Annotated in this window: 11 protein-coding genes and 2 pseudogenes; 2 read left to right on the top strand and 11 right to left on the bottom strand. The window is 64.0% G+C overall.

The window, feature by feature from the left end:
• Positions 1 to 33 precede the first annotated feature (33 nt).
• From AB0B61_RS29545 to AB0B61_RS29530, 4 genes are read right to left on the bottom strand one after another with little or no spacing between them, the layout of a single operon-like run.
• Positions 34 to 936 (bottom strand): sugar phosphate isomerase/epimerase, encoded by a 903-nt coding sequence (locus AB0B61_RS29545; protein ID WP_358438427.1) that lies wholly within the window; start codon positions 934 to 936, stop codon positions 34 to 36.
• Positions 933 to 1,850: a hypothetical protein gene (locus tag AB0B61_RS29540; protein WP_358438424.1), complete on the bottom strand. Its 918-nt coding sequence runs from the start codon at positions 1,848 to 1,850 to the stop codon at positions 933 to 935. Before AB0B61_RS29540 ends, AB0B61_RS29545 begins: the two co-directional genes overlap by 4 nt.
• Positions 1,847 to 2,317 carry a heme-degrading domain-containing protein gene (locus tag AB0B61_RS29535; RefSeq protein ID WP_358438422.1) on the bottom strand — a complete coding sequence of 157 codons (471 nt, stop codon included), beginning with the start codon at positions 2,315 to 2,317 and terminating at the stop codon, positions 1,847 to 1,849. Before AB0B61_RS29535 ends, AB0B61_RS29540 begins: the two co-directional genes overlap by 4 nt.
• A 17-nt stretch (positions 2,318 to 2,334) precedes the next feature.
• A complete protein-coding gene (locus AB0B61_RS29530; protein ID WP_358438420.1) occupies positions 2,335 to 3,369 on the bottom strand; it encodes a Gfo/Idh/MocA family oxidoreductase in 1,035 nt (344 codons plus the stop codon).
• A 128-nt stretch (positions 3,370 to 3,497) separates the two neighbouring features.
• Between AB0B61_RS29530 and AB0B61_RS29525 the strand changes: the two genes are divergently transcribed.
• Positions 3,498 to 4,760 (top strand): MFS transporter, encoded by a 1,263-nt coding sequence (locus AB0B61_RS29525; RefSeq protein ID WP_358438417.1) that lies wholly within the window; start codon positions 3,498 to 3,500, stop codon positions 4,758 to 4,760.
• 171 nt (positions 4,761 to 4,931) lie between these two features.
• Here AB0B61_RS29525 and AB0B61_RS29520 read toward each other — a convergent pair whose 3' ends face one another.
• The 6 genes and pseudogenes from AB0B61_RS29520 to AB0B61_RS29495 all read right to left on the bottom strand — a co-directional run bounded on the left by AB0B61_RS29520 (position 4,932) and on the right by AB0B61_RS29495 (position 14,442).
• Entirely contained in the window at positions 4,932 to 5,984 is a 1,053-nt protein-coding gene (locus AB0B61_RS29520) for a LacI family DNA-binding transcriptional regulator (RefSeq protein WP_358438414.1), read from the bottom strand.
• Positions 5,985 to 6,104: 120 nt separating this feature from the next.
• Entirely contained in the window at positions 6,105 to 6,437 is a 333-nt protein-coding gene (locus tag AB0B61_RS29515) for a hypothetical protein (RefSeq protein WP_358438412.1), read from the bottom strand.
• Between the two features lie 2,579 nt (positions 6,438 to 9,016).
• Positions 9,017 to 10,250: pseudogene (locus tag AB0B61_RS29510) on the bottom strand (IS701 family transposase).
• A 115-nt stretch (positions 10,251 to 10,365) separates the two neighbouring features.
• Entirely contained in the window at positions 10,366 to 10,803 is a 438-nt protein-coding gene (locus AB0B61_RS29505) for a hypothetical protein (protein WP_358438409.1), read from the bottom strand.
• A gap of 758 nt (positions 10,804 to 11,561) precedes the next feature.
• Positions 11,562 to 12,428 carry a hypothetical protein gene (locus AB0B61_RS29500; RefSeq protein ID WP_358438406.1) on the bottom strand — a complete coding sequence of 289 codons (867 nt, stop codon included), beginning with the start codon at positions 12,426 to 12,428 and terminating at the stop codon, positions 11,562 to 11,564.
• A gap of 565 nt (positions 12,429 to 12,993) precedes the next feature.
• A pseudogene (locus tag AB0B61_RS29495) lies at positions 12,994 to 14,442 on the bottom strand (IS66 family transposase).
• Positions 14,443 to 15,750: 1,308 nt separating this feature from the next.
• Between AB0B61_RS29495 and AB0B61_RS29490 the strand changes: the two are divergent.
• A complete protein-coding gene (locus tag AB0B61_RS29490; protein WP_358438403.1) occupies positions 15,751 to 16,929 on the top strand; it encodes an ISAs1 family transposase in 1,179 nt (392 codons plus the stop codon).
• On the opposite strand, the gene AB0B61_RS29485 is transcribed toward AB0B61_RS29490, so the two are convergent.
• Positions 16,899 to 19,268: a LamG-like jellyroll fold domain-containing protein gene (locus AB0B61_RS29485; protein WP_358438400.1), complete on the bottom strand. Its 2,370-nt coding sequence runs from the start codon at positions 19,266 to 19,268 to the stop codon at positions 16,899 to 16,901. The genes AB0B61_RS29490 and AB0B61_RS29485 overlap by 31 nt on opposite strands.
• Positions 19,269 to 19,354: the final 86 nt, after the last annotated feature.

Here is a 19,354-nt window from a genome sequence, read left to right as displayed (position 1 = left end):
CATCCCAGTCACGATGATCGCCACCCGCGGCGGTCAGATGTCGTCTCCGACTGGCGTGGTGAAGTACGGGTGCTGCCGCAGGAACGCCAGCGACGCGGCGCTGCTCTCCGTCGGCGTGGGCAGGTTGGGCACGTCCACCTCGATGACGAACCAGCCGTCGAACCCCTCTGGGAGGGCGGCGAGGACGGCGTCGAAGTCGATCGCCCCGCGTCCCGGCTCGATCCAGACCTTCGAGCCGCCCGTGGCCGCCATGTAGTCCTCGTCACGTTCCCGTGCGGCGTCCGCGGCCGCGGCGTCGACGTCCTTCAGATGGACGTTGAGCACCCGGTCGGCGTAGTTGGCGATGACCTCCTCCGGCAGGGTACCGGCCCAGCGCAGGTGGCCGGTGTCGGGGCCGAACCACAGCGCGCTGCCCGCGGTGGCATCCAGTACGGCGCGTACCTCCCGCTCGACCTCCACCGCGGAGCCGACGTGGGGGTGCAGCCCGTACCGCACACCCTCGGCGGCGGCCGCTTCGGCAGCGGCCGCGAGCCCGTCGGCCACCACGAGCGTCCGGTCCGCGTCGTATCCGGTGCCGACGGCCGGGTGCGCGATGCGGTCAGGCAGCAGGTCGGTGGCGATGAAGGCGCTGTCCACGCCGAGCTCCAGGTGCGCCCGCGCGTGCCGCTTGATCGCCTCGACGGCCTCCCCGTGCCGATCCCGGTCGTGAAACGGCGCGGAGAAGTACCCGGGCGCGGCCGCGAACGAATGCTCCGCCAGCAGCGCGCCGTACTCCTTCGGGGTCATCTCCGGGGGCAGCTCGATCGTCAGATGCGTGAACCCCACCGCCGATAGCGCGGTCATCGCCTCCTTCAGGACCGCCCGGTCGAGCCGGTAGCCGCTGTCGCCGAGGATCCACGGCAGCGGGTTGATCGCGGTGCGGCGCACCAGGGTCATGGGAGTCTCCTCGCAGGCTGGTCGAAGGGGTAGTCCACGTACGCGAACGCCGATCCGTCCGGCGCCCAGCTGGGCACGTTGATCGTGCCCTGCCCGCCGTCGAGCGCGACCAGCGTGGTCGGCTCCTGCCAGGCGCCGACCGACACCAGCCGCAGCTCCACCGGCAGATCGGCGGGGTGCCCGGTGGTGCCCGGCGGGTAGCTGAGATAGACCGCGACGTCGCCGGTCGGAGCGACATGCGGGAACCAGTTCACGCGCTCGTCGAAGGTCAGCTGCGCCAACTCGGTCCCGTCCGGCCGTACGCGGGCGAGTTGGGCGTGCCCGGCCGTGGTGGAGAACTGCTCGGTGTTGAACACGATCCACTCGCCGTCCGGCGTCCACTCGCATCCGTCCGCCGGGCCCGGGTCGGTCGTGACGGCGACATCTCCCCGCCCGTCGACGCCGACGGTGTGGATGGTCGCCGACGCCCACCAGTTGTCCCCTTCCGGGGTCAAGCGAACGTAGCCGAGCCGCTGCCCGTCAGGGCTGATGCCGTGCAGGAAGTGCATCCCACCGTCATCGGCGGTGACGCGCCGCGCCGTACCTCCGGTGAGGGGGACCTGCCAGATGTGCCAGTCGTTCGCCGACGCGAACACGGTCTCCCCGTCGGGAGCGAGAACGTGGTCGTTGTTGACGTCCGGCAGCCCTTCCGCGGGGATTTCCCGGGGCGGCTCGGAACCGTCGGCGGGCAGGAGCCAGAGCTTCCCGTCGCCGTTGACCAGCAGCCGGCCGTCGGGCGTCCAGTTCGGCGCCTCGTAGAGGCGATCGCGCGACTCGGACACCGTACGCACGGCTCCGGTGCGGCGATCCCAGACGCGGATGCGGGCGCGCTGGCCGGGCTGCAACTGTCGCGTTGGCACCTTCTGGTCGCTCACTGGCCACTTCCCTCGGCCAGGTAGGCGCGAATGCCTTCGACGATGAGGTCGTGATCGTCCTGCGAGGACAGTCCGGAGGCGGTCGCCGCCGCGACGACCCCGGCTCCTCGAACCCGGATGGGGAACGATCCGCCGGTCACCGCGTACTCGGCGCCCAGCCATCCGGCCGCGACCGGATTCACCCCCATGGCGGACAGGCGGGCGTCCACCAGCGCGCTGCTGGCCTCCATACGCAGGACGACGGCGGCTTTGCGGGCGATCCAGGTGTCCTGGTCGGGGGTGATGCCCGGCAGGGCGGCGCGGAAGAGGATCAGGCCGGGCCGGCGGATGTCGATACCCACTTTGTGGCCGGCTTTCTGCGCAATCTCGGTGATCCGGGTGCCCAGTTGCCAGGCGTGCGCGTGGTCGAACGCGTCGAAGACCAGTTCCTGCTCCTGGCTTTCCAGCGTGGTGACGAGATCGGTCATGACAGCTCTCCTTCGAGTCAGGAGGCGGCGAGCTGGGCTCGCGCCTGGTCGATGGTGTGGAGGATCGAGACGGTCTCGTCCAGCGTGTGCACGGGCGACTCGGTACGACCTTCGCCGACGAACCTGGCCAGCGCAGTGGCCTCCCACGAGAGCCCGGCGAAGAGCTTCAGGTCCGTCGGGTCGCTCCAGGTGAGCGCGGAGCCGAATGGGTTACTTTCTGCGAGCGTGAAGGACGTGGGGGTGTAGAAGCTGCCATCGATGCTGATCGTCGCTTCCGACCCTGCGATCACTGCGGTCATCGGAGTTTTCGCCAGGATCGACGAGTACAGCGTGGACTGCGCGTCGCCCTCATGGGTGAGCACGAGCGTCGAGTAGGCGTCCACACCCGTCTTCGTCATGCCGCCGACAGCGACGACCCGGGTCGGGGTGCCGAGCACCATCGAGGAGAGCTGCACCGGATAGATGCCCAGATCCAGCAGCGCGCCGCCGCCAAGCTCGGGCCGGTAGAGGCGATGCTGCGGATCCGCCGTGATCGCCTGCCCGTGATCGGCGAGTACGACACGAAGCTCCCCGAGTACGCCATCGGTGAGGAGCTTGCGGATGACCGACGTCTGGGGCAGGTAGCGACTCCACATCGCCTCCATCACCAGCACCCCCGCGGCACGTGCCGCATCGGCCAGCGTCCGGGCCTCGGCCGCGCTCACCGTGATCGGCTTCTCGATCAGTACGTGCTTGCCCGCGGCGATCGCCGCCAGCCCGATCGAAAGGTGCTCGCTCTGCGGCGTCGCGATGTAGACGACATCCACCTCTGGATGCGTCACCAGCTGCTCGGTGGAGCCGAGCGCGACCTCGATGCCGTGCTCGGCGGCGAACGCAGCCGCCCGATCGGCCGAGCGGGACGAGACCGCCACGACGCGCTGCGCGGTGTGGGCGCGCAGCGCCTTGGCGAACTCACCCGCGATCCAGCCCGGCCCTACGATGCCCCACCGCAGCGACGGCTCCCCTGTGCCTGGCAGGTAGAGCTCGGGGTCGGGGAGATGAGAAGGAAGCATGTTCACTCCATGTCATCGACGTTCTAGAAAACTCACTTGGCACGAGCTAAAGTTACGCGCAGGTTAGCACGAGCCAAATTGTGTTGACCGAGTTTCTGGCGTTCGGCTACGAACTAAAGGAGGCGTCGATGTCGACAGAACTGCCGGCGCGCTCGCACACACCCCCCCTCCCCACCCAGCCAGTCCGCAACTGGTACCTCGCCGCCCTCGGGCTGGCGCAGTTCGGAATCTTCGTGGCGATCCTGTCGCCAGTGATCGTCAGCATGCAGCTCAAGGCGCAGGAGCTGAATCCGGACAATCCCGCATCCATCATCGGCACCGTGCTACCCATCGGCGCGCTCGGAGCCCTGGTCGGGAACCCACTCTTCGGAGCACTGAGCGATGCGACGAAGACGAGGTGGGGGCGTCGCCGACCCTGGCTCCTCGGCGGCGTCGTGGCGCTGCTGGCCGGCCTCGCCTGGGTCTCCGTGAGCACGAACGTGCTCACGCTGACCATCGCCTGGCTGGTCTGCCAGCTCGCGTCGAACGCGGCATCGGCGGCGCTGGTCGCGAGCTTCGCCGACAACGTCCCCGAAGCACAGCGCGGCCGCGCGTCCAGCGTCCTCGCTCTCGCGCAGAACGTGTCGATCCTCGCCGGCAGCTACGGCGCCGTCCTGCTCGTGAAGAACCTGCCCATTCTGTTCGTCGCGCCCGGCGTCATCGGCGTCGCCTGCATCATCGTCTACGTCCTCGTCACCCCCGATCGCCTCCCGGACACACCAGTCCAGCCGTTCTCCTTCGCCCGGATCCTCGGCACCTTCTGGACGAACCCCATCAAGTACCCCGACTTCGGCCTGGCCTGGTGGTCGCGGTTCTGCATGGTCCTCGGGGCCTTCATGTTCACGACCTATCGGCTGCTCTACATGCAGGGCCATCTGAGCCTCAGCGCGACCGACGCGGTCGCGGTGGTCGCCAACGGCGTGCTCTTGTACACGATCACCCTGTTCATCGGCACCGCCGTCGCCGGCTGGCTGTCCGACAAGCTCGGTCGCCGGAAGATCTTCGTGGCCGGCTCCTCACTCGTGTTCGGCGTCGGGCTGGTCATCCTCGCCTTCGCCGACAGCGTGAGCGTGTTCTACCTCGCCGAGGTCATCATGGGACTCGCTTTCGGCATCTACGCGGCCGTCGACACGGCTCTGGTCATCGATGTCCTGCCGGACCCCGACAAGCCGGGCAAGGACCTCGGCGTCATGAACATCGCCAACTCCCTGCCCCAGTCCCTCGCCCCGGCGCTCGGGCTCATGCTGCTGGGGATCGGCGGTGGCGACAACTACCCGGCGTTGCTCTGGGGCGCGGGCATCATCACCGCCATCGGCGCCGCGCTCATCATCCCCATCCGCGGCGTCCGCTGACCCCAGCCCATCGCCGCGGCCGGGCCGTGGCCGTGTCACCCGCACGTCACGACCCGGCCAGGCGGGGCCTGTCCGGGTTGCGGCGTTTCACCCGCACATCACGACCCGGTCCGGGCGGGCGCCGCCCGGGCCGTGGCATTCCTTCCGCACGTCACGAGCCGCCTCTCCAGGTCACGACCCGGTACGGGCGGGGCCTGTCGACTCGCGAACCACCAACTCCGTCCGCGTCGCACTCACTCGGCGCGGCTTGTCACCGCACTCGAGCCGCTCCAGCACCGACGTCAAGGTCGCCTCGACGGTGGCCTCGACATCCTGCCGAACCGACGTCAGCCGGTGGTACGACAGAGACGCCAGGTAGCTGTCATCGAACCCGACCACGGAGATCTCGCCGGGCACCGGCACATTCGCCTGCGCGAACACCGCCAGCACACCCACCGCGCACTGGTCGCCACAGCACACCAGAGCGGTCGGACGCCGGTCCCGCCCCAGGATCTCGCGCGCCGCGCTCGCGCCGTTCTCCTCGGAAAAGCCGCTGGAGAGCACCTCGACCCGATCCTCCAGCCCGAACGCGGCCATCGCCCCGCGGTAGGCATCGACCCGATCCCGGCCTACGTTCCCTCCAAGCCCGCCGACGTAGACGATGTCACGATGCCCGAGCTCCACGAGATGCTCGATCGCGAGACGAAGGCCCTCGACCTCATCCACGTGAACATTGTCGACGTCGGGCTTACGCACCCATTCCCCGAGCCACACCACAGGCACGAGATCACAAGCCTCCGCCAGGGCACTCGACGCCGGATCCGGATTGAACGCGACCAGCGCCTCCACCCGTTGCTCCATCAGCTCAGCGACAACGACATCCGTCGACCGCTCAACCGTCCGCGGGCCCAGCGCCAACCCGAAGCCCTCTTCCGCAGCCCGGACGAACAGCCGCTCCACGAAGCGCACCTGAAACGGATGGCGGATCTCGAACAACGCTCCGATCAGCCGCGTACGATTCTGGCGCAGCAGCCGCGCCGAGGCATTCGGCCGATACCCGAGCTCACTCGCCGCAGCGAGAATCCGCTCCCTCGACTCCGCGCTGGGCCCGGGAACATCCCGCATCACCAGCGAGACCAGCTGACGCGACACGCCCACATGGTCAGCGATGTCTTGCATCGTCGGCAGCCGGCCGGAACCCTTGTACTTCCGCGGCGTCCGCGCACCATCCACGCCGGTCGTCATACGTACCAGTCTCGCACGTGCTAATCGGCTCACGTGTCGCAAGCGAACCGGCCGCGCAGCCTGCCTTCCGCGACGCTGTCGATCAGCCACAGAAGCCGACCTGAACCCCTTAGGTCCTGGCTACGAGGCGTTCGGCATGGGGGCGATCGCGGCCCGACACGCCTTCGCCAGGTCGGAGGCGTCCGGCAACCCGCACCGCTCAACGCTCAGGGCGATCTCGACAGCCCGCCAATAGTTCGACGGCACGATCTCCCCGCTCTCGATCGCCGCCATGGTCACGTGAACGGCTTCGTCTGGTTGCTCGGCGGCCAGCAACGCGAGGGCCAGATCCAGCCGCGCCGGGGCAGCCCTACGCGGCCGGGGCGCCCCATCGTCAGAGGATTCGAGACGTGCCAGCACCTGACGGGCGTACAGCACCGCGGCCGGATCCCCCACCCATGACAACGTGGTCACCGTGTATGCGTCGCCACGCGGCCCGCATGGACCCACCCGCGCATATACGGACGGTCACAAAGTTAGTCGAGCGGATAGTTACCAGTTTCCTTTTAGCCCAGCACAATCTCCGGCGGCTATGTAAGAGTGCCTATGGGTGTCTCCGATGGCCATCGCGTCCGCTGGGTCGAAGCCATCTACACAAGTCACGGCCGACGGCTGTCGCGGCCATCAGTACTGTGGCGGTCGCGGATTGCCGCTTCAATCCGCAGGCCAACACCCGTCAAAACGGTGGCCAGAAAAACAGCCAACCATGGAAGCTCCGGGTTCATGGGATGCCTGAAGAGCTCCAGCGCTGCAAGGGCCAAGCCCCCCACAACAGCAGCTGATCCAATCATCCGTAGCATGGCAACCGGGGAAATACTAGCCTGCCCGGCCGCTCTCCGCGCTTCTCCCATGACCCAGATCATCCCATGCCGCCAACAGGATCCCCAAGCGCAAAGATGGCAGTTACCCGATTGCAATATTGGCCTGTTGATTCTCCGCAACGGACGCCCATCTCAACCTAGAGACTATCTCATGTCTACAATTCTCGCCGCTGCGATGGCCGATCCTTTTGAACTTCTGAGAATAGCCACTGGAATACTCTGCACAATGAAAGCATAGATGCGCCCGTCCGCTGCACTTTCTCGCAACACGGCGAGACTGAGGCCCTCAACCCCGAGCGCCGAGGTGTCACAGGGAAGCAAGTGTGATACCCGTTTCTGAAAACCGGCCATAGCCGACTGCACTTCCGATCAGAAGAAAGCCTCGCTGGGCGGAGCAGGAGAGACTGGATTCGCCCCATTCCCAGCCAGTCGGCCTAATGCTGTCGCCTTGAGGTACGAAAAGAACTACTTCTACTGCCTTTCTCGCTTCACATCTGTAGAACGCCGGAGGGCGGTACTGAAGCGTTGCGGTCCAAGGGGCCGGTCTCGGCGGATGAGCCGTCGGCGCGGCGGTGGGGGCGGTTTGAGTCCGAGTTGCAGCCTGGGCCGCTGGCCTGGGGCTATGTGCATCGGAGGGATGCGCGCTCAGGGGAGCACGGTGATTAGTATTGCCCGCTTGGCCCCACGCGGTGCTCGAATCGTGACTTCGCGAACTTTTGGTGGCTTTCGCGGATAATTATCAATTGTATACATGGCATGGCCGGCTTTGCATGGACGCACCAAGTGTGGGCCAGCGCCGTTTACTGTCCCGACCACCAATTCCCCCTCTGGCCCCACGCAATCTACAGCGACCGTGTAGTAAGTGCCGAGTTTTACCTTTGTGCGCCAGTAAGCCTGTCCTCCCTTCTCATCAGTGCGATAGAGCGCGACCTTTCCCTTGGCTATTTTCCTCAGGTCCATTAGAGGCCGCATTGTGTAGGGGAAGCGACTGGCCGAAGCAAGCGGAGAAGGGGGTTTCGCAGTGTTGGGCGGATCTTGGTCCGCCCGAACCTGCACCGAGCAACCCGCGAGGAGCGTTATAACCAAGACAACGATAGCTAACCTGCGCATCATTTTCCTTACCTCAATGGCACGCAGTCCGACGCCAGACCGTGCGGCAACCCTTGTCAAAACCGCGCCCAGCAAAACAGCCATGCCATGGGAGCGCCGGCCTACCTGAAACTCTCCGTAGGACGGTTCATCCACCCCGGAATGGCGCACGAGACAGCAGTCGAGCGGGCATGTTCAAGGAGCATGTGGACCCGTTGCCGACGACAATGGACTTGGAGTGATGCTAGCCTCCCCCTGCTCCAGGTTGCTCCCATCTACGACGTTCCGCAGAGACCCAAGGGCCACAGCGATGCTGCCAAGCACCAGCCCGATGCCGCCGAGCACCAGAATGGCCGGCCTAGCAAAGGCGGCTATAATAAAAGAAGTGGGGGTAGCCACTCCTTCCGAATTCCAGTATAAGGCAGGATTGTCGAAGACGGCCATATATAAGCCACGCGCCGTAAAGAGGAGCCCGGCAATCAGGAGCGTATTTCGTGTAGCAATCAGAAAGAATGAAGCACTCTTTCTCGTAGACGCCATGCATTTTTCCCATCTATTTCGGGTGGTTGTACATATGCGACCAGGAGGGGCCGATAGGCAACCCCTAGACAACATCGCGCGGGAATGCTCTAGCCGTTGCCCCTGCTTTCGACCCGGGAAATCATGCAAAGCTGCGGCAAGGGTTTGGATCCACCCTCGACAGTCGGTGACCTCTGCCGTTACATGATGGCAGAATGTAACTTCCCACTCGAGTCGGTGCCGATAATCGACTAGTTCGCAGTACGCCCCCTAACCGTTCGAAACACTCGGCCATTGCCGTCTTCTTGGTCCATACCGCCTTCAACCTGAAGACGTCCCCACCGTTAGGGTTTCGCGGTTTTACGGGGCCAACATTGTCGCACGACTTACACGTGGTCTCGACGGAATTAATTACCTCTCCAGATACTCTGGCGGCCCCACCCTCTGGCTGTCGATGGAAATGTTAAATCCTACTGTACCGTTGTCTCGTTTCGCGCTAAAGCACGCTTCTTGAGTCGATTTGATAACGAGATTATTTAGTACTCCAGCCGTAGATCGTGATCTTCATGTCTCACTCGCGGCTTGTCGACGATAATGGCTGGCCTGGGCTCGGGCCTGGTGACGGCGGCGCCAGGCGGACCAGCGGAGCCGGTGGGCTGCATCGCGCACGGACCGGACGACGAGCGTCGTGAACAGTCGCTGAATCTCGTTGCAGGTGAGCGGGATCAATCCGTCCGGGGCGAGATGGCGGGCGTGTTCATCAGCGCGGACAACGGCGAGGAAAGCGTGCGCGAGCATGGCCAGGGTGGTCCAGCGAGACCATGAGGTGAAGCGGCGGACCTGGTGCTCGTCCAGTCCGGCCAGGCCCTTTCCAGACTGGAAGGTCTCCTCCACCCGCCATCTTGACCCGGCAACCCGCACCAGCGTGGCCAGGGGCACCGGGACGGACGACCAGCAGCGGTAGTAGGCGAGTTCACCGGTGGTGCGGTTGCGGCGGATCAGCAGCCTGTGGCTGCCGGGCCGGGGTTCGGCCAGGCCGATGACGGCCCAGTCGTAGAATCGGTGCCCCTTGGCGCCGGCCCCTGCCGACATCTTCTGCCAGGCCCGTTTCGGCACCTTCGCGGCCAGGGCGTCCGCGCGGATCTTCCCCGCACCAGTGGTGACTTCAGCTGAGCAGGCGACGGCGAGCACGTAGCCGACCCCGCGCTCTTCCAGGGCGGACCGCAGCTTCGGGTTGCCGCCGTAGACCTCGTCCCCCGCGACCCAGCCCACGCAGTGCCCAGCATCGAGGAACCGGCCGATCATGCGGGCGGCCAACTCCGGCTTGGTCGCGAAGGCGGTGTCCTCGCCCAGGCCCGCGGCCCGGCAGCGGTCCGGGTCGCACGTCCACGAGCGGGGGATGTACAGCTCTCGGTCCACCACCGCGTGCCCGCGCCGGCCCGCATAGACCAGGTGGACCGCGACCTGCGCGTTCTCGATCCTCCCGGCGGTGCCGGTGTACTGGCGCTGGACGCCGACGGTGTGTGTGCCCTTCTTCACGTCCCCGGTCTCGTCGACCACCAGCACCGCATCCTCGTCATGCAGATGCTCACATCTCACGCACGTCATCACGCACGCGGTCGGCATCCCACCTGGCCCGGCCGAGCAGGTGCTGCATACCGTCCGGACTGGCCTCCCCGGCCCACTCCGCGATACTCCAGCAGTTCTTGCGTGGCAGGTCCGACAGCAGTCCCCGCACCAAGTCCCTCACCCGGCGGCGGGGTTCGACCCGCGCGAACCGGCCCGCTATCCGGGCCATCAGGACCTCGAACGCCTCCTGCCAGCGGGCAGGGTCTACGCTGTGGACCGCGGCCACCAGCTGATCTACGTTTGTCGACACAACTGACGATGATCAACGGTGGCCGGCTCCGTCTTTACGCCGTCCAGCAGTACAGGCGGTGGTCTCGCCCGCGGAGACCGTGAGCAAGCCGGGCCAGATCGCTCAGGAGCTGGGTCGCGATCTCCTGGTCAAACACTTCGCCATCCGCCGCCCGCTCCTGAACCCACAGCCGGCTGGCTTCGACAAGCCGGGACTGGCCGGCAGCGGCGAGTGCGTCCTGAAGGGCTTTGGAGGCGGCGAGGAGCATGGGGCCCTTGCCATCGCCAGGATCCGCGACGACTTCGGGCTCATCAGCAGCGATGAGCTCGTCAAAGCTCCGACCGGTGAAGATGCCCTCCCACTCGATCAGCGCTTCTTCAGCGTCGAAGTTGCCGTACGACAGCGACTCGAAAGCCCCGTCGGGGCCGCCATCCACAACCGCAGCCGCAGCTTCGTGACTCGGTGCCACGAAGAACTTGATGATGATGCTCACCGAGGCATAGTGCCTGCTCGGCCGCCCCTGGTCCACCCGCTGTCAGCGCGCAGACCGCGATCAGGCAAGCCGCTACCGCCCCGATCGAGGCAACCATGATCACGATCTACGGCTGGAGTATTACAGTTGCTTCACCCCATGGTCTTCTGGGCGCGCGAATTATTTAGGCTAGACAATCACAGGGATTCGGCTCACCATCCTTTCGCTTGCGTACACGAGCAGAGTTGCGTTCTCTTCACCCAGGACGCCGGCGAGACAGATGCCTAGAGGCGAGATCCGGCTCGGTTCGCGACAATTCGGTCTGGCAAACTATTGACCTACTCAGGTTGCGGCTGTTCAACTTCAGCTGCGGTTACCGTGAGCGACTGTTGCATATCGGCAAGCATTTTCTTTGCATATTGCAACGTGCGCACAGTCGCGTCTCGATGACGCGGCACCGAGCGAGGTGAACCCTCGTCGAACGCTACGGTGAACTTCGTGTCGCGATTGCGGATGACGAACCGTAGGACCTCGGCCTGGTCTCCCAGTTCAATGAAGCAGGTTGCGGGCCCGCGCCACCTAGGCTCCGCTCGGAGGCGCTGTTACCCCCATAAACGGACGGCCCGGGTGGCGTGCTCGATGAAGATCGGAGCGATGGACCCGCCTCCGGCGGCGACAGACCTCGACCAGTCGCTTGGCGCCCCTCAGCCCGGCGCCCTCCGGATATGGCTCCGCGCTGAATTGTTTCGAGTTTTTGAGAGCCCACCGAGTTGTTTTGTTCAGCGTGGAACGATGTCCAAGAACTTCGCCCATGCCACATCCGTGTTCGCGAACAGCGGTGGCAGCAGGTTGGCCGGCGCCGTGACGATGGCGCCATAGATTTTGCCTCCAGCGGCAACGGACCGCAGTTTCGCAAGGCTCAGATCATACTGTTCAAGGAGTGCATCGTCCTCCGGTTCGAGCATTGCAACCCATTCAGAGAACTGACTGACCGTCGCATGAGGATTCATGCACTCTTTGCCCATCCCTCGCTGGACGCAGCTCTGCCGGTCCCAAACAATAGGTTGATCGCCCATGTTCGCAGGTGCTATCAATATTGTCTGAGGAGGGAATTCTTCTGGGGCAACGCCGGCCAGGCCACGGTCTGTGATAGGCGACCTGAACTTCACAAGGACGTCTACATTGACGCTTGGCGCTGACTTGCTCAGAGCATTTATAAGTGCATGCGCGGCCTCGGTGGTCTGAGTGCCCATGCCGTCAGCCGCCGCCAGCAGTGAAGACAATCTATGCTCATCCACGCTGGGCATCGAGATCTTTCCTGAGGCGTTCAACCGGATCTCCGTCCGCAGCCAATCACCGCGTTCTAGTCCGACTGGCCTTCGAGGCCCGATTATGATCGGCATGATCGCCTTGTCCGACATATCCGCTTCACGGTTCAGCATGTTCGCGGTCTGCATCGCGGAAAAGTTAACGTGGTAATCAAAAGAGGTGACGGCGAAGGCGTTCAGAACGACCAACCGCAACCTATTCCTCTCAATATATTCCGCCCAAGGCGATCGTGGGATCGCCGAGTTCACCCAGATCGCAATGACCAAAAGGGCAATGCCCGCCGTCAATAAGTAAGCTTTTTTGGGCACCGAGTTCATGCCGGAAATTTTAACAGATGCACAAGCTCCCGGGAAGCAGGTTTCGCTTCCCGAGAGCTCAAACTACGGTGCCTACAGAGGCTGTACTTCGAGCGAGGAGCGGCGCGCTCTCGCGTTGCACTTCGTCACCTCAGGATTGATGTTGCCATAATCGAAGGATCTGCTCGCCTCCACGTACAGGGTGTGCGTGATGGGGAACGACTGGAAGCGCTTCTTTTTGAGCTTTCCGTTGTCAAGCCGGTCCCACGCCCTGAAATCCCACGCCACACGGCTGGTAAGCGTGTCCGGGTAGCGACGATCTTGCAGTCGTTCAATTTGCCTTGAGGGCAACGTCCGACAATGAGCGGGTAGTCGTCCTGTAGTTTATGGTTCCCGATTTTTCCTTTCGCCATAGGGCTGTAGTTCTGACAGTCTTCGCCAGCCGCGGCGGCCAGGGTCATGCCACCAGAAAGGGCGACGTCTCCGATATTCCCGGGGCTGACCTCGAGGTTAGCGCTCTGCGAGTAATCTTTGCGCTGCCAGCCGAAGCAGGCGCTGCTGAGTATCCATTCACGCCTGCGATTGATCAGGCGTTTTGGGGTGGCATCCAGGGGTTTCCGGCCAGAGCGTCACGGAGGGCGTCGAGTGGGTGGATGCCGTGGTTGCGGGCGGTGCCGAGGTAGGAGCGGATGAGGCAGTAGCGTGCGGCGGTGCGTACGCTGCGCCAGCATCCGCCGATCTTCATCTGCAGTTTGACCATGCGCTGTGGCTGCTCGGCGGGGTTGTTGGTGAAGGGCACGGCGAAGTCGGCGGTGATGCGCCACACCTGGGTGGCCCGGATCTGCAGCCGTCTGGCCAGGGTGTAGCCGGGATGTCGGCCGCTGGGCCAGTCGCGATGGGTGTTGGTGGCGATGCCCCAGGCCACCGCCTCGTCGTAGCGGGCGCGCAGCTCGTCCAGAGCCTCCGCCTCCATGGTGGTGGCGCCCTCGGTGCGGGCCTTGGCGACCGCGGCCTTGGCGTCGGTCAGCGCGCTCATGACCGGCTCGGTCCAGCAGCGCTGCACCCGGCTGCCGTCGCCGTCCAGCTCACCGATACCGCGCAACGACCTGAGCAGATGCGCGCAACACAGCTGCACTGCGGCCAGGTGGGTGTCGTACTTGGCGTAGCCGGCATAGTCGTCGCGGACCAGGGTGCCCCGATAACCGGGCAGAATCCCGAACCCATCGAGGGCGTCATGGCCGCGCCCCGCGGCGGCGCCGAACCACAGCAGCCGGTCGGCTCAGGCGGTGTAGATGTACAGCAGCCGATCCTCATCGTCGGCGGAGACGCGGGCCGGGGTTTCGTCGTGGTGCAGCACCGGCGCGGCCCGCAACGCGTTCTTGAGTGCGCTCTCGAAACCGGTCAGGTGGTCGGCGACGCGCTTGACCAGCCCATCGGTGAACCCGGTGGAGACCGGCGCGTCCAGCAGCACGCCCATCAGGTCGGCGGCCCGCTCAACGCTCATATGCCCGGCGCAGGCCAAAAGTGCGGTCGCCGCACGGACGTTGGGGCCGTAGCAGCAGGGCCCGGCCAGCCCCGCCGGGGTGGCCGCCTTGGTCACCCGGCGGCAGGCCGGGCAAGCGACCTGGAGCAAGCGATACTCGGTGACCTGGAGTTTCACCGGCGCCGTGTCGAACACCTGCACCCGCGCATCGACCTTCCCTTCCAGGCCGGCCAGCGAGTGGCCACACCCGCAACAGCTGGGCGGGCCAACCGTGGCGACCTGGTCAGGACTGGTGCGCCAGGCCAGAGCGCGACCCTCATGCCCCGGCTGCCCACCACGCGGCCGGGGCGAGCGCTTCTTGGGCTTCTTGGCGCGCTTGGCCCGCGCCGCCGGACCGTCCGAACCCGGCGGCATCGAGGAGTTGGACGAATCCATCCCCACCCGCCGCTTCAACTGCTCGACCTCGGCCATCAACGCGGCGATCACCCTGTCCCGCTCGGCCAGCGCAGCCAGCAGTTCCTCACGACTCCAACTCGCGGGATCGGGGGCCACCAGCCCAAAGTACGACGACCAACACCAAGATCCCCATATTCAGCGGAAACCGGCGCGTCTACCCCAAAACCACCCTCAGCTCAGCGGCAGGCGTGAATGGATACCTGGATGCCACCCCAAAACGCCTGATCAATCGCAGGCGTGAATGGATACGGCTGTGGGCGTGGGTGCGATCATGGCTAGCCTGAAAGGCTTTTGCAAGACGGCGTTGATTATCTCCCGGCGCGGGCGCTTCTACGGACGTCCGCTGGCATTTGACTCGGGCAGCAAGGGATCGATCAGGTCCCGCTGAACTCTTTCATATTTATGACGGCGTACACAAGCATCAAGATAACCGCCACCGCGACGACAAAATTGACTAGCAGGCAGAAATTGAGATTAGAATATATAACAATTACCGAATATACAGCGGCCAAGCTCTCTGCCACGAGAGTCGCGATGCCGACCAATCGTCTGTGCGGTGAGATTAATCCAGCCAAGCAAGCAGGAGCAACGCTTACCAACGAAAAAACAGAGAGGGGCGGAAGCAGTAAAAACTCCAAACTCGCAGACGAGCTCGACAGAATCAAAGCCATTTTGGTCACGAGACCAAGGAGCATAACGGCCCCCTGCGTGATCATAAGGACCTTAGCCAAGCGCAAAACTCTAGATAACAGATCGATCTGCATTCGTTTTGACATTGACATTTCATTCTTTTTGGCCCGAGTTTGCCGGTGAGGCCATGAGGGCCTCACCGGCAAACCGACTAGTAGATCGTCGTTGCCCTGAACCAGCAACTCTGCATGAACATCGGGTCGGAGAATTCAGCCCCATCGGAACGCTTGTATTGAACAGTGGCGTTCATGACATGCCGAATACTATCGAACCAGCATACGCCGAGAATGCCATCAGTCAACGGCGAATGACCGAACTTTCCCAGGCGGCGGTGTTTGGACGCGCTGCGAGCCGTCACTTCCCTGGATTGAGTACGTGGCCGAGTCCGCTGTTTTACTGAAGCCGGCTGCCGCGCCACCGGGATCAATGGACACGTCTCCTGCGGTGAGCGAGAACTTCGCCGTGCTGCCGACGCTCAGCTTTATATTCTTGAGTAGTGCCTTATTTTTCTTATTGGCCTTGAAGGCTGGCGTAAGATTGAGGGTGGCCCACCCTTGAAGCTCAGGGCGATTTCAAGGTCGCCGCTGTGAGGTGATGGTCACGTGATGTCCGGATCCATCGTCGCTACATAGCGTGACCGCAGAAATAATGATGACCTTCCGTCTGTGATCATGGAGTTCTCTACGCTCCCAGATCACGACAAGAAGGTCATCGGTGCCAGTTTCCCATGCCCAAGCCAAGGTTTCGTCGCTGCTGGAGATGATCGCGGGCATCACCGACCCGCGCGATCCACGCGGAGTGCGGCATCCGCTGGTGGCAGTGCTGGGAGTGGCCGTCCTGGTGACACTGGCGGGAGCGGCCAACTACCGGGAGATGGGCTCGACTGCGGCGGATCTGCCTCAGCGTCTGCTTGACCTGCTGCGCTGCCGCCGCCATCCGGTCTCGGGCCGGTGCTTGGCGCCCAGCGCCGCCACGCTGCGGCGCGTGCTGATCGAAGTGGATGCCGACGCGCTGGACGCCGCCGTGGGCGCCTGGCTGCGCAGGCACGCGGCCTGCCATGCGCAGGGCTGGACGATCGCGCTGGACGGCAAGGATCTCCATGGCAGCTGGAACGCCGACGGGCGGCTGGTGCTGTTCTCGGCGATGACCCACCGCCGCGACGGGCAGGACGCCATCGTGCTCGGCCAGGTCGCCGTGCCCACCGACACCACCGAGACCACGCAGGTGCGCACCCTGCTGGAGACCATGGAACTGGACCTCACCGGGGCGCTGGTCACCGCGGACGCGGCACACACCTGTGCCGAGACCGCACGCTACCTGGTGGAAGAGGCAAACGCCGACTACTTGCTCGCCGTCAAGGGCAACCGGTCCAGCCTGTACGCCGCCGCCGTCACCGCAGCCCGCGACCTGATCGCCGGCGACCCACACCATGTCATCACCGAACGCGGTCACGGGCGCATCAACCGGTGGGCCACCTGGGCCGCCACCATCGATGAAGACCTCGGCCTACCGCACGCCGCGCGCCTGGCCGTCATCCGCCGCGACGTCGCCGACCTGGCCGGATCCCCTCGCAGCAAGGAAGTCGTCATCATGATCACCAGCCGCGCCCACCTGTCGGCAGCCGAGATTTCGGCGCACACTCGCACGCACTGGGGCATCGAGAATCTGGAGCATCGATCCCGCGACACCGTCTGGCTCGAAGACGATCACCAGGCCTACCTCGGTCATGGCCCACGGGTGCTGGCCACCCTCCGCAACCTTGCCCTCGGCCTGTTCAGTATCCATGGCATTTCCAAGATCAAGGAGACCGTTCAGGCGATTGGCCGCAACCCTCTCCGAGCTATCCCACTGATAACACAGAGTCACATCGAACCGTCAACCGTTCGACTTTGAAATCGCCCTGCTTGAAGCTCCTCTACTTTCATGCTCGTAGGCCCTCCCCAGAGGTAGTTATGCCTACCAGACCAACGCAGGACCCCTCCTACTTCGACGTCCATCCCTGACATAACATTCTGCTTTCCGTAGGTCTGGAAAGCGCAAACGTCCTGGCCGAAGTCGCAAAGCAGTCGGAAGTCCGTGACTACATCGCCATTCTTCTGAGATCCGCAGAATCCTAGTGGCGTGGCAAGGGTCCGTGCAGCCGAACTCCCGCCTTCGCACCCTCCATTCGACTCGGAACCGTCGATAATCATATCCATGCCGCTGATGTCGACATCAGGCGAGACGGACACAAGTCTCACTTGCCCGCAGGCACCGTAGGAGTAGTCGAACGAGTCGCTTAAGTTGGTAGGCTTGGAGATCTCGTTGCCGGTAGACCTGGACAGGCCGTCGCCACCACTGCTAGTGGTGATATCTGTCCAGCTGCGATGGAGCGTGGCTCGAAGCGCGAGCGTTCCATCTGGGGCATTATAGGCGAGTACGTCGCTGAGGGACACGGAGAAATCTGTCCGCCTTGTATGGCTCTTATCCAGCCCATCCTTTTCGGCAGTGAGGATCGGATTGGTGAGAGATAGCTTGGCGGTAACAGGATTGCGAGGGTCCAGAGCCGCCGAGGCTGTCGACTTCTTATCAGCATTCTTGTCTTTGACAGCCCCGTAGCTACTGGACCAGACATCAGGATAGCTGCCCTCTACGACGCCGCTCTGGCGCAAATAATACTCGGTCACTGTAAGTTTGAGCGTCTCTATGCTCGTGGCCGACGGACAATCGGCAGTCGTTGGAATGATGAGGGCTTTGGGCGCCAGTGAGATTGCCTCCCAGTCTCCTCTGCCGAAGCGGGTGCGAGCCGCAACCTTAATTGTGTAGGTATCACCGTTGGTGAGACCGGTTATCGTGATCGACGGCTGCTTGGGCTGCAGGGTTTGAACGGTAGTGCCTCCTGAAGACACTACCTCGACGTCGTAGCCGTCGAGCATGGCAAGCGACCCATTGTTTTGCGGCAAAGCCCAGCTCGCGATAACCCCACCATCGCCTGGCTTACCAGAAAGGTCGCGGACCTTGCTCGGCGGACCTGCTGGTAGGTAGCCGACCTTCAAGGTGGGCCGTGTCACGGCACTAGACGCGTTGAACGATATTGTTGTGGGGCTGTCCGACCGGAGCAGCATCCACGACTGCTCATCGCCGACAATATCCGCTTGCGCCTGTGCGCCATCGGTCGAATATTTCGAGGCGGAATTCGTTGTCTCCACCAGATTGGCGGTGGTGGTTTGCTCCGTAACAGAGGAATCCAGCCGCGTCATCGTCACTTTGGCACCCTGAGGACACGGACCTCCCGAACAAGCGGGACTTCCCAGATCCAAGAGGGATTCAAGAGGAATCACACCCTCAGGTAACTCGTTCAGCCGAACCTTCACCACGCTGACCATGTTGTCGACGCCAGACCCGCCGACCTGGACCGAGTCGCTGTCAGTGAATGGGCACGCGCCCCCATCACATGCGTCTGCGCCGGCCTTCGCCGTCTTCATGACGAAGCTATCGTTACCCAGCGTAAGATACCGGACGTCTTCCACCGGGTCGGGAGGAGGTGTGCCGGGAGTGGTGAAACTGACCGGAGCGGTCTTGGAGGTGCAGACCTCACTGGCGGGGCTGTCCGCAACAGGGGGCGCGACGGACCGTGCGGCTGCCGAAGGAGTGGTGGGGGTGATCGGCGTGTTCATGTCGGTCTGGAGTTCGGCGGCGGTTTGCGCGCGGTTGTAGACGCGTACTTCGTCGATCACGCCCTTGAAGTATTCGCCGTAGGCGGTGTTGCCGCCGATGTGGAAGGCGCTGCCGTCGTCGAGCAGATTGCCTGTGATGGGATTTTGGCCAATCTGGCTGCCGTTGACGTACAGCCGTGCGGTGGTGCCGTCGTAGGTGACGGCGAGGTGGCTCCAGGTGTTGACCGGCAGCGATCCACTTCCTGGGACCGATTCGAGATCGTCACCGATGGTCAGCAGACCCATGGGCGTGGAACCGTTGGAGGCGTACAGGCCGTAGCCGAGATCGTCGAGCGTCGCGATGTCCTTACCCATGACGGTGCGATAGCCATCGACGGCGCTGGGCTTGACCCAGGCCGACAGGGTCAGGGCGTTGGTCATCTTCAGCGAGGGTGAGTGGTTGACGGTGACCCAGCTGGAGGTGCCGTTGAAGGACAGGGCCTTGCCGTACTTGCCGGCCACCCAGGAGGTGCTGGTGGAGGTGCCGTTGTTGGTGCCGGTCTTGTCGGCGACGGCGGTTCCGGTACCCGCGTCCATGCCGTAGGCGGCAACCAGGCCGCTCGGCGTCGGATTCGGAGTTGGGGTTGGCGTTGGGGTGGGCGTGGGCGTGGGCGTTGGGGTCG

This window comes from Nonomuraea sp. NPDC049158, from assembly GCF_040648335.1.
Lineage (GTDB): Bacteria > Actinomycetota > Actinomycetes > Streptosporangiales > Streptosporangiaceae > Nonomuraea.
This window is presented reverse-complemented; position numbering and strand designations above follow the sequence as displayed.